The following is a 15,299-nucleotide window of genomic DNA, read 5'->3' on the forward strand; positions in this document are numbered from 1 at the left end:
ACTGCTCGGCCTCTGGGGCAACGTAAGCGGGACACGACCGTGATCCAAGGACCAGCTACGGCGTGTCGCCACGCGGTTCTTCTTCAGCGGATCGTGACGACCTCGGGATCGCTGACGTCGATCGTCTTTCCGTCCCTTTGCAGGAGGGCCGTGGTCACCGTCGCCTTGTCGGCGTTGCGGCTCGCGTCGCCCCACACGACCGTGCGGCCGCCGGAGAGCTTGAGGCTGATCTGCGCCGGCCCGGTCACGCTGACCTCGACCAGCTGGCGGCGCAACGGCGTCGAGAGGGCGGCGATCACCTCGACTGCGCCCCGGGTGCCGTCGACGTTGCCGCGCGGGTCGGCGATCTTCACCAGCGGCAGGTGCGCCGGGCGGCGCTTGAGCTCCTGGAAGGCGACGCCGAACCGGTCGACCACCAGGAACCGTTTGCCCTCCGGCACGACGGCCTCGGGCGTGCGCTCGACCACCACGATGCGCAGCCCGCCCGGCCAGTCACGGGTCACCGTCGCCCGCTCCACCGCCGGCAGCGTGCCGACGCGCGCGCCGATCGCCGCCAGGTCGAGCCGGGCCAGCGGCGCGCCGGACCGGACGGCGGCCGCGGTGCGCACCTGGTCGGGCGTGACGAGCGCGGCGCCGTCGACGGCGACCGTGCGGACGCCCAACAGGCTGGACCCCAGCACCAGCCAGGCCAGCAGCCCCAGCACGGCCAGCGAGGCGAAGCCCACCGCCCAGGGCAGCACGGCCCGCAGCCGCCGGCGGCGGGCCCGTTGCATGAACCGGCGCACCGACGACGGCATCGCGTCGCTGCCCGCACGGACCAGGGTCCAGCGGCGTCGCTCCGGCGCGCCGCCGCCGGGCCGGACGGTCATCAGCCCGCGACCGGCGACACCGAACCCGCGGCCGTGCCACCCACGGCCGGGTCGGCCGCCGAGAGCGCGGCGAGCAGCTCGTCACCGAGCAGCGAGCTCGGCGGGGCGCCCATCGTCACCACCAGGTCGCCGGGGCGCGCCCGGCGGACCACCTCGGCCGGCACCGCGTCCCAGTCGGGCACGAACACCTTGTGCTCGGCCGGCAGGCCGATCGCCGCGGTCAGCGCGACGCCACCCTCACCCGGGCCCCGGGTCTCGCCCGGCCCGAAGACCTCGAGCACGATCGCCTCGTCGGCCAACGCCAGCGCCGCGGCGAGCTCGGCCTCCATGTCGCGGGTGCGGTAGACCCGGTAGGGCTGGAACACCACCACGAGCCGGCCACCGGACGCCACCTCGCGCAACGTCTCCAGCGCGGCGGTGACCGACACCGGGTGGTACGCGTACTCGTCGTAGACGACGACGCCGTTGGCGACGCCCTTGCGCTCGAACCGCCGCCGCACACCGGGGAACGCGCCCAGCGCCTCGACCGCGACCGGCAGCGCCACGCCCAGCTCCACCGCGGCCAGCAGGGCAGCGGCGCTGTTGAGCCCGAAGTGGCCGCCCGGCACCGGCAGCCGGATCTCGCCGATCGCCTCGCCCCGCAGCCGCGCCTCGTAGCGGACGCCGAGCACCGAGGACGAGACGTCGGTCAGCCGCAGGTCGGCGTCGTCGGCCACGCCGTAGGTCAGCACCCGGCGGCCCTCGGCGCGCAGCGTCTCGGCCAGCCGCCGGGTGCCGTCGTTGTCGGCGCACGTCACCACGAAGCCGGCCGGGTCGGTCAGCCGGGCGTACTCCAGGAACGCCGTCTCGAGCCCCGCCAGGTCGCCGTAGGTGTTGAGGTGGTCGGCGTCGATGTTCGTGATGATCGACACGAACGGCCGGTAGAGCAGGAACGAGCGGTCGCTCTCGTCCGCCTCGGCCACGAACAGGTCGCCGCTGCCGTGGTGGGCGTTGGAGCCGACCTCGGAGATCTCGCCGCCGATCACGAACGACGGGTCGAACCCGGCGTGCTGCAGGATCAGCGTAACCATCGACGTGGTGGTGGTCTTGCCGTGCGTGCCGGCCACGGCGACGGTGCGCCGGCCGGTCATCGCGGCCGCCAGCGCCTCGGACCGGTGCATGATCCGCAGGCCGCGCCGACGGGCCTCCTCGAGCTCGAGATGGTCCTGCGGGATGGCGGTGGAGTAGACCACCGTGTCGACGCCGTCCAGGTTCTCCGGGACGTGTCGCATGTGGATGGTGCCGCCGAGCGCCCGCAGGCCGGCCAGCGCCGGCCACTCCCGCAGCTCGCTGCCGGAGGTCGGGATGCCCCGGGTCAGCAGCAGGCGGGCCAGCCCGCTCATGCCGACGCCACCCACGCCGATCAGGTGGACCGTGCCCAGTTCTTCCGCGGCCACCGTGCCGGCGGGGGTGAAGTTCGCGATGTCAAGCCCTGCCACCGTGCCTCGCTCTCGTCAGTCACACTCAGCCGTGGGTAGCCGCTTCGTAAACGAAGTCGAGCAACGCCTCGTCACCGTCGCGCCGGCCGTAGGCGGCGGCCGCGTGCCCCATCTGGGCCAGCCGGTGCGGGTCGCGCAGCAACGGGATCACCGTGCGCTCGACCCAGGCGGGCGTCATCTCGCCGTCGTCGACCAGGAGCCCGCCGCCGGCGTCGACCACCGGCTGGGCGTTGCGGCTCTGCTCCTGGTTGCTGTACGGGTACGGGACGAAGATCGTCGGCAGGCCGATCGCGGACACCTCGGCGACCGTCATCGCGCCGCCCCGGCTCAGCATCAGGTCGGCGGCCGCGTAGCCGAGCTCCATCTCGCTCAGGTAGGGCACGGTCACGTAGGGCACCGGCAGGTCGTTGGGCACCGAGACCGGCTCGTTGCGGGCGCCGATCACGTGCAGCACCTGCACGCCGGCCCGGGACAGCTCCTTGGCGGCGCCGGCCACGGCCAGGTTGATCGAGCGGGCGCCCTGCGAGCCGCCGGAGACGAACAGCACGGGCAGGTCGGGGCGCAGGCCGAAGCGGGCCCGGGCGGCGGCCGAGGCGGCCCGCCGGTCGAGGTGGGCGATCGAGGACCGCAGCGGCACGCCGACCACCCGGGCGTCCTTGAGCGAGTCGGCCTGCCGCGGCTGGTGCGGGAAGCCGACCGCCACGTATTTGGTGAAGCGCATGCCCATCCGGTTGGCCACGCCCGGCGGCACGTTGACCTCGTGGACCACGATCGGCGTCTCGCGCCGCCACGCCGCCAGGTAGCCGGGCACCGACACGTAGCCGCCGAAGCCCACCACCACGTCGGCACGGACCTCGTCGAGGACCTTGCCGGCCGCGCGGGTCGAGGTCACCATCCGGTCCGGCGTGCGCAGCAGCGCCATGTTGATCGACCGGGGCAGCTGGAAGGCCGGGATCTGCCGCAGGTCGTAGCCCTGCGGCGGGATGAGCTCGTTCTCCAGGCCCTTGGGGGTGCCGAGGCAGGTGATCCGGACCGATGGATCGTGGCGGCGCAGGCAGTCGGCGAAGGCGAGCAACGGGTAGATGTGCCCACCCGTCCCTCCACCAGCCAGCACGACCGACCGCAGCGGACCCATCACCGTCTCCTCTCGCCACCCACGCCGGCGCGGTCACGCGCGGCGCGTCCGGCGGCGGGCGCCGTCGGACGGCTGGCCTTCGGCGCCTGGGGCAACGGAGGCAGCGGGGCCCAGAGTAGTCGGACCCACCTGGCCGGCGGGCGGGCATGCAGGGCACGCGCGGCATCGGGCTCGGCGCGGGCGAACGAGGCCAGCATGCCGACGCCGGCCAGGGTCACCACCAGGGCGCTGCCGCCGTCGGAGATGAACGGCAGCGGCAGGCCGGTGATCGGGATGAGGCCGACCACCCCACCGATGTTGATCAGCGCCTGGGCCACCAGCCAGGTGGTCAGCGCGGCGGCCACCAGGCGGCGGAACGGATCGTCGATCCGCCGGGCGATCCGCAGGCCGGTGTACGCCAGCACGCCGAACAGGGCGAGCACGACGGCGCAGCCGATCACGCCCAGCTCCTCGGCGATCACGGCGAAGATGAAGTCGTTGTCGGCCGCCGGCAGCCAGTTCCACTTGAGCCGGCCCTCACCGAGCCCGACCCCGAACCAGCCGCCATTGTCGATCGCGTTCCGGGCCTGAATGCCCTGGTAGCAGTCGTTGGAGGCGCAGTTCTCGGGCGGGTTGTACCAGGTCAGCAACCGGGTGAACCGGTAGTTGCCCCCGTCCTCGCCGTCGGAGCCGCCGCCCCGGGACGCCGCGGCGATGAGCCCGCCGATGCCGACCAGGCCGACCGCGGAGAGCCCCGCGAAGACCCGCATGCGCACGCCGGCGGCCCACAGCATGCCGACCATGATGGCCAGCAGGATCAGCATCGTGCCGAGGTCGTTGTAACCGACCAGCACGAACAGCAGCGCGACCACCGGGAACAGCGGCATGGCCAGCTCACGCCAGTAGCTCAGCGCGGGTCCCTTGCGGCTGATCACGTCGGCGGCCCAGAGGATCAGACCGATCTTGACGAACTCGGACGGCTGCACCTGGACGGAGCCGATGTGCAGCCAGAGCAGGTCGCTCTGGATCGGGCCGAGCCGCACGACCTTGACGTCGCGGACGGCGGCCAGCGCGTTGAGGCCGTTGAGGAACAGCAGCAGCGCGATCGCGAAGCCCAGCACCGGGCGGGCCAGCGCCCGGAACGTGCGGGCCGGCAGCCGCTGGCAGACCCAGAAGGCCAGGACGCCGATCACGGCGAATATGGCCTGCTTGGTCACGGCCGAGAAGGGGTCACCGTCGGCGGCGATGTCGCGCGGACCGGTCGCCGAGAAGACCATGGTGAGGCCGATCAGCAGCAGCAGGCCCGCGCTGGAGATCAGCAGGTAGTAGGACGCCAGCGGACGGCCGAGCAGCCCGCGCAGCGCCGCCACGCCGCCGTCGAACAGCGAGCGGCGGGTCTGCGCGGCCACCGAACCCGGTTTCGCTTCCTCCCCCACCGGCCCATCATCGACGCTCGGCGCGCCCGGACAGCGGAGAAACTTTCGGCGTGTCGGCCCTGGCGTCAGCTGACCGCGGCGAGGAAGTCGCTGTAGAAGAGGCCGAGGGCCATCGCGACGCCGATCCCGGCGATGATCCAGAAGCGCACGACAATGTTGACCTCGCTCCACCCCGCCAGCTCGAAGTGGTGCTGGAGCGGCGACATCCGGAAGACGCGCTTGCCGGTGGTCCGGAACGAGATGATCTGGATGACCACCGACATCGTGATGATCACGAAGAGCCCGCCGATGATCGGCAGCAGCAGCACGGTGCGGGTCGACATCGCCATGCCGGCGATCAGGCCACCGAGGCCCAGCGCTCCGGTGTCGCCCATGAAGATCCGGGCCGGCGAGGTGTTCCACCAGAGGAAGCCCACACACGCGCCGGCGGCCGCGCCGGCGATCAGGGCTATCTCCAGCGGATCGCGTACGGCGTAGCAGTAGGTGTCGGCACCGGCCTTCACGTAGGTCGGGTCGGCGCACCAGTGCCGGTACTGCCAGAACGCGATCAACGCGTACGCGCCGAGCACCATCGTGGAGGCGCCGGTGGCCAGGCCGTCCAGCCCGTCGGTCAGGTTGACGCCGTTGGTCGCGGCCAGCACCACGAACACGAACAGGATCACCGAGCCGACCTTGCCGATGTCGAGCCAGCTCACCTCGCGGATGAACGAGACCGCGGTGCTGCCGACGGTCTCCGTGTTGGTGCGGCTGCCCGTCGTGTCGAGCATCGTGCTCGGGAAGTAGAGCGCGACGATGCCGAAGGTGGCGCCGACCAGGAGCTGGCCGAGCAGCTTGCCCCGCTTGTTGAGGCCGCCGCTGTGCCGCCGGCGGACCTTGAGGAAGTCGTCGATGAAGCCCACGGCGCCGCAGAAGACCAGCAGGCCCAGCAGCACCAACGCGGTGATGGTCGGGCCGACCTGGAAGATCTGCTGGGACGGCAGGGTGGTCAGCGCGAGGTGCCCGGCGACGTACGCGATGACGGTGGCCACGATGAAGACCACGCCGCCCATCGTCGGTGTGCCCTTCTTGCCCATGTGCATCTGCGGGCCGTCGGCGCGGATCGGCTGGCCGGCCTTGAGCCGGGTGAACACCTTGATCGCGAGCGGGGTGCCGAACAGCGAGACGAGGAACGCCACCGCGATGGCGACGATGACCGCCCTCACGCCGTGGTCCCGTTCTCACGCAACGCGTCGACCACGTCCCAGGTGCGGTAGCGGGAGCCCTTCACCAGCACCACGTCGCCCGGCCGCAGATCGGCCCGCAGCGCGTCGATCGCCGCCGCCTGGTCGCCCACCACCACCGACCTGCCTTCCCAGCCCGGATGGGCCGTCGCGCCGTCGTGGATCGCCTCGGCCGCCGCGCTGACCACGACCAGCCGGTCGACGCCCAGCTCGGCGGCGAGCCGCCCGACCTCTTCGTGTCCGGAACGCTCGAACTCGCCCAGCTCGGCCATGTAACCGAGCACGGCGACCGTACGCCGCCCCCTGCCGATGGTCGCCAGCGCCCGCAGCGCCGCGCTCGTCGACGCCGGGTTGGCGTTGTAGGAGTCGTCGATGACGGTCACGCCGTCGGACCGGTCGAACACGTCCATCCGGCGGCCGGACCGCAGCTCCAGCTCGCCCAGCGCCTCGCCCAGCTCGCGCAGGGGCATGCCCAGCTCGCGGGCCACCGCCGCGGCGGCGAGCGTGTTGGCGACCTGGTGGCGGCCGGGGATCCGCAGCCGCACGGGCACGCTGCCCCGGGCCACCCGCAGCGTGTAGGAAGCCTGGCCGCGGGAGTCGAGCGTCACGTCGTCGGCTCGCACGTCGGCGTCCGGCGCCTCGCCGACCAGCACGACCCGGCCACGCGTGCGCACGGCCATCTTCCGGACCCGCTCGTCGTCGGCGTTGAGGATCGCCACCCCGTCCACGGGTACGGCCTCCGCCAGCTCGCCCTTGGCCGTCGCGATGTTGTCGACCGAGCCGAACTCGCCGATGTGCGAGTTGCCGACGTTGAGCACCACGCCGACCCGCGGCCGGGCGATGCCGGCGAGGTAGCTGATGTGCCCGGCGCCCCGGGCGCCCATCTCCAGCACCAGGAAGCGGGTCTGCTCGTCGGCCTTGAGCACGGTGTGCGGGAAGCCGAGCTCGTTGTTGAGCGAGCCGGCCGGCGCGACCGTCGGGCCCAGCCGGGCGGTCAGCTGGGCGACCAGGTCCTTGGTGGTGGTCTTGCCGGACGAGCCGGTCAGCCCGATCACGGACAGGTCCGGCAGCCGGGACAGCACGGCCCGCGCCAGGCCCGCCAGCGCCGCCAGCGCGTCGTCGACCAGGACCATCGGCACGCCCTCGACGGGGCGGGTGCCGAGCACCGCGACCGCGCCGTCGGCCACCGCGGCCGCGGCGAACTCGTGGCCGTCGACCTTCTCGCCGGGGAACGCGACGAACAGTCCGCCGGCCATGGGCTTGCGGGAGTCGTATTCCACCGGCCCGGTCACCACGGCGGCCGGATCGGCGCCGGCGAGCCGGCCCTCGACCGCGGCGGCCACCTCGTCGAGGCGCATGCCGATCATCGCTGGCCCACCAGGTGGCCGAACCGGGCGCGCAGTGCCGCCGCCAGCTCGACCCGGTCGTCGAACGGGTGCGTCACGCCGGCCACCTCCTGCCCTCGTTCGTGCCCCTTGCCGAGCACCGCGATCACGTCGTCGTCACCGGCCCGCCGGACCGCCTCGTCGATGGCCGCCCGCCGCCCGCCGGTGATCTCCTCGACCGCCGCCGGCCCGGCACCCCGCGCGCCGGTCAGGACCTCGGCCCGGATCGCGGCCGGCTCCTCGGTGCGCGGGTTGTCGTCGGTCACCAGCACCAGGTCGGCGCCCTCGGCCGCGGCGGCGCCCATCAGCGGGCGCTTGCCCCGGTCGCGGTCGCCGCCCGCGCCGATCACGCAGATCAGCCGGCCGCCTCGCGACTGCGCCCGGGCGCGCAGCGCGCGCAGCGCGGCCACGATCGCGTCGGGCTTGTGCGCGTAGTCGACGACGCCGATGACGGGGCCCGGCGCGTCGACCACCTCGAGCCGGCCCGGCACGCCCGGGCAGGCGGCCACGCCGGCCGCCGCGGTGGCCGGGTCGACGCCGACCGCGGCCAGCGAGGCGATCGCGAGCAGCGCGTTGGCCACGTTGTGCAGGCCGGGCAGGGCGACGCCGGCGTCGACGGCGCCGGCCGGGCCGTGCGCCGTGAAGGCCTGGCCGTAGCCGGCGTCGGCGACCCCGTCGGCCCACCAGGTCGCGGCGCGGTCGCCGGCGGCCGAGTAGGTGACGGTGGCGGGCTTGCGCAGCGGCGTCAGGGCCGGGTCGTCGAAGTTGAGGATCTCGACCCGGCAGCGCCCGTCGAAGAGCCGGGCCTTGGCGGCGAAGTAGTCGTCGCGGTCGGCGTGGAAGTCGAGGTGGTCCTGGCCGAAGTTGGTGTAGCCGCCGACCGCGAAGCGCACGCCGCCGACGCGGCCCATCGCCAGGGCGTGGCTCGACACCTCCATGACGACCGCGGTGACACCCTGCTCGCGGGCGACCGCCAGCAGGGCGTGCAGGTCGGTGGCCTCCGGGGTGGTGCGCACGCTGTCGACGACGAGGTCGCCGAGGCGCGTCTCGACGGTGCCGATCAGCCCGGTCACGTGGCCGGCCGCGCGCAGCCCGGACTCGACCAGGTAGGCGGTCGACGTCTTGCCTGCGGTGCCGGTGAGGCCGATGACGGCCAGGTCCGCCGTGGGGTCGCCGTAGACGCGGGCGGCGACCGCGCCGAGCGCCTCGCGCGGGTCGTCGACCACGATCGCCGGCAGGCCCGCCGCCGCCGCGGCGGGGGCGCCGGCCGGGTCGGTCAGCACCGCGACCGCGCCGGCCGCGGCCACCGCCGGGACGAACTCGGCGCCGTGCCGGCGGGCGCCGGGCAGCGCGGCGTAGAGGTCGCCGGGGCGCACCTCGCCGCTGGCATGGGTGATCCCGGTCACCGCGACGTCGGTCGCGGCATCGATGCCGGCCCCGACCAGGGCCGCCAGGTCGGCGAGCCGGACGGGAGCGACGGCGCGGGGGCGCGGATTGCCGGGCACGGCGTCAGACCCTACCCGGTCCGTGCCCGGCTTCCGCATACCCACGCTGATCTACGGAAAGGCCGTGTACTTCGGCGCGGCCTTGGTGCTCGGCGGCACGCGGTAGTGCTGCAGCGTGTACTGCATCATCTCGCGGAACGCCGGCCCCGCGACGTCGCCGCCACCCCCGCCCGGGGTGTAGGCGAACACCGCGACCACGTAGCGGGGCGCCTCGGCCGGCGCCATGCCGATGAACGACGCCACGTCGCCAGGCGCGTACTGTCCGTCGACCACGCGCTTGCCGGTGCCCGTCTTGCCGGCCACCCGGTAACCCTTGATCCGGCCGGACACACCGGTCGCGTCCGGGATCGTGGTCACCGCCTCCATCAGCGTGCGGAGCTCGGCCGCGTGCTTGGGGCTGAGCACCTGCCGGGTCTCCGGGGCCGTCGGGGCCACGTGCCGCCCGTCCCCCGTGACGGTCTCCTTGATCAGGTGCGGCTGGATCCAGGCGCCGTCGTTGGCGATCGCGGCGTAGACGGCCGCCATCTGCAGCGGGGTCACGTCGACGCTGTGCCCGATCGGGATCGAGCCCGGCGAGGAGCCGTTCCACTCGTCCGGCGGCAGCACGCGCCCGCTCGCCTCACCCGGCATCCCCTCTCCCGTCGGCTTACCGAGGCCGAACTTGAGCTGGTAGTCGTAGACCTTCTGCGCACCGAGCTGGTCCGCGATCTTGATGGTCGTGACGTTCGACGAGTACGCCAGCGCGCCGGCCATCGACATCTTCGCGTTGTTGGCCGGGTGCGTGTCGGCGTAGGTCACGTCGGCCTTGCGGATCGTCGAGGGGATCCGCCAGACCGTCTTCGGCGTGATCACCCCTTCCTCGAGGCCCGCGCCGAAGATGATCGCCTTGTGCACCGAGCCCGGGTCGACGACGAACGAGGTCGCCGCGTCCTCCCGGTCGGTGGCCTTGAAGCCCTCCCAGTCGGCCGCGTTGTAGGTCGGCTGGCTCGCCTGGGCCAGCACCTCGCCGGTCTTGACGTCGAGCACCACGGCCGCGCCGACGGTGCCCTTCCGGGCGCGGATGTTCTCGCTGAGCGACCGCTGGATCTCGTACTGCAGGTCTCGGTCGATGGTCAGGGTCAGCGAGCTGCCGGGCTTGGCCGGTACGACCTCGTTGTAGCCGCCGGGGATCGGGGTGTCGAGGTTGCCGTTGCCGGCCTCGAACCGGTGCTTGCCGTTGGTGCCGCGCAGCACGTCGTCGTAGCGCATCTCCAGCCCTTCCAGGCCGGTCATGTCCTCGCCGGTGAAGCCGATCAGGTTGGCGGCCAGGTCGGCGCCCGGGATCTCCCGGCGCTCGTCGCGGCCGATGCCGATGCCGGCGATGTTGAGCGCCATCACCTGCTGGGCCTGCTCGATCGGCACACCGCGGGCCAGCCACGAGAAGTTCGACCAGACGCCGGTGGGCAGCTTGCGCTTGGCCATCCGCTTCTCGAGGTCGGAGCGGGCCACCCCGAGCAGCGGCGAGAGCTTCGTGGCGGCCTCGGCCGGGTTCTTGACCATCTCCGGGTCGGCGTAGATGTAGCGGGCCTCGACGCTGTGCGTCAGGGGCACGCCCGAGCGGTCGTAGATGCCGCCCCGGGAGGCGAACAGGGTCACGCTGCGCAGGCGGTCCTCGATGCCGCCGTCGGCGTACGCGGGGGTCGGCATGATCTGCAGGGTGACCAGCCGGATGCCGATGCAGGCGAACATGGCCAGCGCGAGGAACGCGCCCAGGCGCAGGCGCCGGTTGGGGTCGGCCAGCTTGGGTCGCGCCCGCGGCTTGCGGCGCAGGGGCGGCCGGGGCGCGGTCGCCCCGCCCTTCGCCGGACCGCCGGTGCGGCCGGTCGTCGTCCGGGTCGCCTTCTTCGCCGGGCCGCCGGCCGAGCCGGCCCGCCCGGCGCCCGTCGTGCCACGGCCCGCGGCCCCGGTGCGGCCCCCCGCCGCGGTGCCGGCGCCACGGCCCGTCGCCTTCGCCGGACGCCCGCCGGCCGCGGTCCCGGTCCGGGCGGCCGCACCGGCGGTCCGGCCCGCCGCGCCACCGGCCCGGCCCGCCGCGCCACCGGTCCGGCCCGCCGCCCCGCCGGTCCGGTCCGATGGCGCGGCCGTCCGGGCCGCCGGTGGGCGCGTGGTGGTGCGTGGCTCGTCGGCCCGGCCACCGTCCACGACCCGCAGCGTCGGCGGCTCCGCCGGCGCTTCCGGCGTGGCCCGGGGCGTCCGCGTCCGCGCCTGCTCGCGCACGGACCGCCCGCGCGGCGTGTAGGCCTGCGCCTCGAAGATCCCGCCCCGGCCGCTGCGGGCCGGGGCGGGACCGTCGTCGTCGGGCCGGCCGCCCCGTGGCGGGTTCCGGCGCGCCGCGGGCGGGTCGCGCCGGGGGTCCGGCGTCCGCGGCGGCACGCCTACCGCCCCGCGGTCTGGTCGCTCGTCACCGACGGCGCGCCGGCGCCCGGCTTCGGGATCCCGATGACCTTGCCGTCCTGCAGCCGGATGTAGGCCGGGTCGCCCCCGCCGACCATGCCGAGCTTGCGGGCCTGCGCGGTCAGGTTGCCCGGCGCCTTCGCCTGGGCGATCTCCCGCTGCAGCTCCTGCTGCTGGAGGTCGAGCGCGGCGCCCGACTCCTTCAGCCGCTCGATCCGGAACGCGTTCTCGGCGATCTTCGTGTTGACCACCAGGATGCCGAGCACGCCACCGACCACCAGCACCAGGATCAGCGCCACGAACGGCACGCGCGGCCCGGTCACCGGCGGCGGCGGAGCGACCTTGAGCCGTGGCCCCGCGGCCGCGGGCTGCTTCGGCTGCTCCTTCGGACGCAGGGCGGCACTGCCCTCCGTCGGGAACCGCCGCGCGGCGTCCCGGCCCCGCGGGTCCATCCGGTGTGCGCGGATGCCCCGCCCCACCTGGCGCTCCGTGGTCCGGCCCCCCGACCGCGGCGTGCGCGTCTGCTCTGTCATGTTCCCTCCCCCTCGTGCTCGTCGTCCTCGTGGGACTCCACGGCCGGCTGGCGGCGGTCGCCGCCTCCGGTCCGGCCCGCCGTTCGCGCGGCGGGTTGGTGCAGTGCCTTCACCCGGCGCGGCCGGTCGCGTGCGACCGCGTCGGGGTCGATCCGTTCCGCCGCCCGCAGCCGCACCGACGCGGCCCGCGGGTTCTGCGCCACCTCGTCGTCGGTGGCGGGTTCGCCCCGGGCGACCAGGCGCAGGGTCGGCCCGGTGCCGGGCAGCTCGACCGGCAGGTCGATCGGCGCGGACGAACGGGCCCGTTCCGCCATGGCCCGCTTCGTGATCCGGTCCTCCAGCGAGTGGTAGGACAGCACCACGATCCGGCCGCCCAGGGCGAGCGAGTCCAGCGCCGCCGGCACCGCCCGCTCGAGCGTCTCGAGCTCCCCGTTGACCTCGATCCGCAGTGCCTGGAAGGTACGCTTGGCCGGGTTGCCGCCGGTGCGCCGCGCGGGCGCCGGGATGCTGTCCCGGACCAGCTCGGCCAGCCGCGCCGACGAGGTGATCGGCTGCCGGGCCCGTTCCCGCACGATCGCCGCCGCGATCCGGCTCGCGAACCGCTCCTCGCCGTAGACCCGCAGCACCCGCGTGAGGTCCCCGGCGCTGTAGGTGTTGACGACGGACTCGGCCGTGGCGCCCCGCGTCTGGTCCATCCGCATGTCCAGCGGCGCGTCCTGGGCGTACGAGAAGCCCCGGTCCGGCACGTCGAGCTGCAGGGAGGAGACGCCGAGGTCCATCAGCACGCCGTCGACCGCCGGGATGCCCAGGTCGTCGAGGACCGCGGGCAGCTCGTCGTAGACGGCGTGGACCAGGCGGACGCGGTCGTCGAACCGGGCCAGCCGCTGCCGGGACGCCGCCAGCGCCTCGGTGTCACGGTCGAGCCCGACCAGCACGACGTCGGGATGCGCGGTGAGGATCGCCTCGGCGTGACCACCGAGACCGAGGGTGGCGTCGACGTGGACGCGCGGGCCCTGCCGGGCGGGACGGCGCAAAGCCGGAGCGAGCAGCTCGAGCGTCCGCTCGAGCAGCACCGGCACGTGGGTGCCGCGTGGCTCCTGCATCGGTTGTCCCCCCACTGACCCGCCGTCTTCCGCCAGGCCAGACGGCTGCAGCGCTCGCCGTGCCGCCAGATCCCCATCCGCCGCCATGCCTGGCACCGGGGAAGGGACGCCAGGGACGGGACGGGTGGAGATCTAGCGGTACGGCAGGCGTTCGGCGGCGGAACCCGGGTCTTCGCGGGACCCGGTGCCACGTCGCCCTACAGTCCGCCCGGCAGCACCCCCTCTTCGATGTCGGCGAAGTCGTCTTCGCTTTCCGCGAGGTAGGTGTCCCAGGCCTGCTTGTCCCAGATCTCCACCCGGGTGCTGGCGCCGATCACGACCAGCTCTCGGGACAGACCCGCGTATTCCCGCAGGTGTGCCGGGATGGTGACCCGACCTTGCTTGTCGGGCACCTCGTCGTGCGCGCTGGCGAAGAAGACCCGGCTGTAGGCCCGTGCGGCCTTGTGGGTCATCGGCTGCTCGCGCAACTGACCCGCGATCCGCTGGAACTCGGGCGTCGGGAAGACGTAGAGACAGCGCTCCTGCCCTTTGGTGATCACGACACCTCCCGCCAGCTCGTCCCGGAACTTCGCCGGCAGGATCAACCGGCCCTTTTCGTCCAGGCGGGGGGTATGCGTGCCGAGAAACATTCGGCCCACCCCCTCGCGCGGCGGGCGGATTCGCGGTCCACCCGAGGCCGGCGGACCCTCCCGGCCCCGCCATTGATCCCCACTCTACTCCACTTCCCTCCACCCGCAACCAGAATCCGGCTTCACATCCGGCCCGCTCCCGCGCAAAACCGCACGTCAAAGGGGGTGGGGCGCAGTGGAGGGCCGCGCCGTCCCACCCCTTGTCCAAATACCGACAAGCTCGGTGAGACGCGTAACGCTGTGCCCAATGGCCTCGTTAACACCGCCTGTTACGCGAAATCGGTGGTTCGCGGGGAAGCCGGGGAGAGAAGTGGAGGGCGCCGCGGCATGACCGCGACGCCCTCCGACACAGAGAGAGAAGGAGACCCTCAGACGATCCGGCGCACCACGTAGCTGCGCGTCCAGATCTTGTGCTTGCCGACCCGGGTGCCCGGATGCGGCGCGTCGTACATGTAGCCGCCGCCGGCGTAGACACCGGCGTGCGTGCCGTACGAGCCGCTGCGGACGATGATCAGGTCGCCCGGGCGGGCGGCCGACTTCGACACCGACCGGCCGTACCGCTGCTGGCTGTTCGCCTTGTGCGGCAGCTTCTTGCCGGCGGCCTTGCGGTAGACGTACATCGTGTAGCCGGAGCAGTCGAACGCCGACGGCCCCGAGGCGCCGTAGCGGTACGGCCGCCCGACGTGCCGCTTCGCCTCGGCGAGCACCTTGGCGCCGCTGGGCTTGACGGTGACGCGCATGGTCGGCGTCCAGTAGCGGGCGTAGCCGCCACCACCCTTGAAGACGATGCGGTACGAGGTGGTGGACAGCGGCTTGACGGAGAACCAGTTGTAGCCGTTGCCGTACAACCGCTTGGTGCCCCGAGCCTTCCAGGTCCGCGAGGAGGCGGACCACTGCTCGAGTGCCACCACCGTCCCCGCGCCGGCCGGTTTCCCGGTCTTCGGATTCTTGATTGTGATCCGCAACGTGGCGCTGCTGCCCCACGGAAGCGACGGCCGGCTGTTGCTTGCGGAGATCGCCGGCCGGGGAGCGGCCGCGCCGGCGGCCGAAGCCGGCGGCGTCGCGATCAGTTGGCCGGCGCACAGGCAGGCGGCGGCGGTGGTCGCGGCGATCCTGCCGGCCCGGGCGGCGGACCGCCCCGACCGGCGTGAACGAAGTTCGAGCACGAACGAGTTCCCTCCGGCACGCCTGCGAAGGGAGCCGCCGCGCGCACGGGCACGGCCGCTGCCGTGCCTGTCCGGCGCCCGGCGTCCGCCCCGGCCGCTGGCGGCGGCGTGGCGACGCGGGATCCCCCCTCCCCCGCTCTGGCTCGCCGTGGGTGAGGTGTCAGTGAGACGTCGCGGGGATGAGCGGGGTTCGGCGTGTCCCGACGCGGCGCGGCCGGTCGCGCAGCGCTGCGTGACCGGCCATCAGTTTGTAACCGATCGCGACGTATACGCAGGGATACGACTTGATTACCCACTGAAGTTGGCACGCTCCGTCTCGCCCTTCTCGACAATGTGTGTCCGATTCATCACCGACAGTGGGTTACTGTCCGATCCGCAGTCCGTAATAACGATCAGTGACGATGGGCACACAACTCGTTCGAGGCTGC

At 73.5% G+C, this 15,299-nt stretch carries 12 protein-coding genes; all 12 read right to left on the bottom strand.

Annotated features, from left to right (window positions below; genetic code table 11):
- Positions 1-83: 83 nt before the first annotated feature.
- The 12 genes from O7635_RS34940 to O7635_RS34995 all read right to left on the bottom strand — a co-directional run bounded on the left by O7635_RS34940 (position 84) and on the right by O7635_RS34995 (position 14,871).
- Positions 84-869: an FtsQ-type POTRA domain-containing protein gene (locus O7635_RS34940; RefSeq protein ID WP_278084765.1), complete on the bottom strand. Its 786-nt coding sequence runs from the start codon at positions 867-869 to the stop codon at positions 84-86.
- Entirely contained in the window at positions 869-2,347 is a 1,479-nt protein-coding gene (gene murC, locus O7635_RS34945; RefSeq protein WP_278084766.1) for a UDP-N-acetylmuramate--L-alanine ligase, read from the bottom strand. The genes O7635_RS34940 and murC overlap by 1 nt, the downstream gene beginning before the upstream one ends.
- Before the next feature lie 25 nt (positions 2,348-2,372).
- A complete protein-coding gene (gene murG / locus O7635_RS34950) occupies positions 2,373-3,482 on the bottom strand; it encodes an undecaprenyldiphospho-muramoylpentapeptide beta-N-acetylglucosaminyltransferase (RefSeq protein ID WP_278084767.1) in 1,110 nt (369 codons plus the stop codon).
- Entirely contained in the window at positions 3,482-4,897 is a 1,416-nt protein-coding gene (locus O7635_RS34955) for a putative peptidoglycan glycosyltransferase FtsW (RefSeq protein ID WP_278084768.1), read from the bottom strand. Before O7635_RS34955 ends, murG begins: the two co-directional genes overlap by 1 nt.
- Positions 4,898-4,962: 65 nt before the next feature.
- Entirely contained in the window at positions 4,963-6,099 is a 1,137-nt protein-coding gene (mraY, locus tag O7635_RS34960) for a phospho-N-acetylmuramoyl-pentapeptide-transferase (RefSeq protein WP_278084769.1), read from the bottom strand.
- Entirely contained in the window at positions 6,096-7,484 is a 1,389-nt protein-coding gene (gene murF / locus O7635_RS34965; protein WP_278084770.1) for a UDP-N-acetylmuramoyl-tripeptide--D-alanyl-D-alanine ligase, read from the bottom strand. The genes mraY and murF overlap by 4 nt, the downstream gene beginning before the upstream one ends.
- Positions 7,481-9,046 (bottom strand): UDP-N-acetylmuramoyl-L-alanyl-D-glutamate--2,6-diaminopimelate ligase, encoded by a 1,566-nt coding sequence (locus O7635_RS34970; protein WP_278085649.1) that lies wholly within the window; start codon positions 9,044-9,046, stop codon positions 7,481-7,483. The genes murF and O7635_RS34970 overlap by 4 nt, the downstream gene beginning before the upstream one ends.
- 12 nt (positions 9,047-9,058) lie before the next feature.
- Entirely contained in the window at positions 9,059-11,419 is a 2,361-nt protein-coding gene (locus O7635_RS34975; RefSeq protein ID WP_278084771.1) for a penicillin-binding transpeptidase domain-containing protein, read from the bottom strand.
- Positions 11,420-11,421: 2 nt separating this feature from the next.
- Positions 11,422-11,973 carry a hypothetical protein gene (locus O7635_RS34980; protein ID WP_278084772.1) on the bottom strand — a complete coding sequence of 184 codons (552 nt, stop codon included), beginning with the start codon at positions 11,971-11,973 and terminating at the stop codon, positions 11,422-11,424.
- Entirely contained in the window at positions 11,970-13,076 is a 1,107-nt protein-coding gene (gene rsmH, locus O7635_RS34985) for a 16S rRNA (cytosine(1402)-N(4))-methyltransferase RsmH (RefSeq protein WP_347405323.1), read from the bottom strand. The genes O7635_RS34980 and rsmH overlap by 4 nt, the downstream gene beginning before the upstream one ends.
- A gap of 197 nt (positions 13,077-13,273) precedes the next feature.
- The gene (gene mraZ / locus O7635_RS34990; protein WP_089251465.1) at positions 13,274-13,705 is read right to left on the bottom strand and encodes a division/cell wall cluster transcriptional repressor MraZ; all 432 of its coding nucleotides are present in this window, start codon (positions 13,703-13,705) and stop codon (positions 13,274-13,276) included.
- A gap of 368 nt (positions 13,706-14,073) precedes the next feature.
- The gene (locus tag O7635_RS34995) at positions 14,074-14,871 is read right to left on the bottom strand and encodes an NlpC/P60 family protein (RefSeq protein WP_278084773.1); all 798 of its coding nucleotides are present in this window, start codon (positions 14,869-14,871) and stop codon (positions 14,074-14,076) included.
- Positions 14,872-15,299 lie beyond the last annotated feature (428 nt).

The sequence above is a fragment of the Asanoa sp. WMMD1127 genome (assembly GCF_029626225.1).
Taxonomy (GTDB): Bacteria; Actinomycetota; Actinomycetes; order Mycobacteriales; family Micromonosporaceae; genus Asanoa.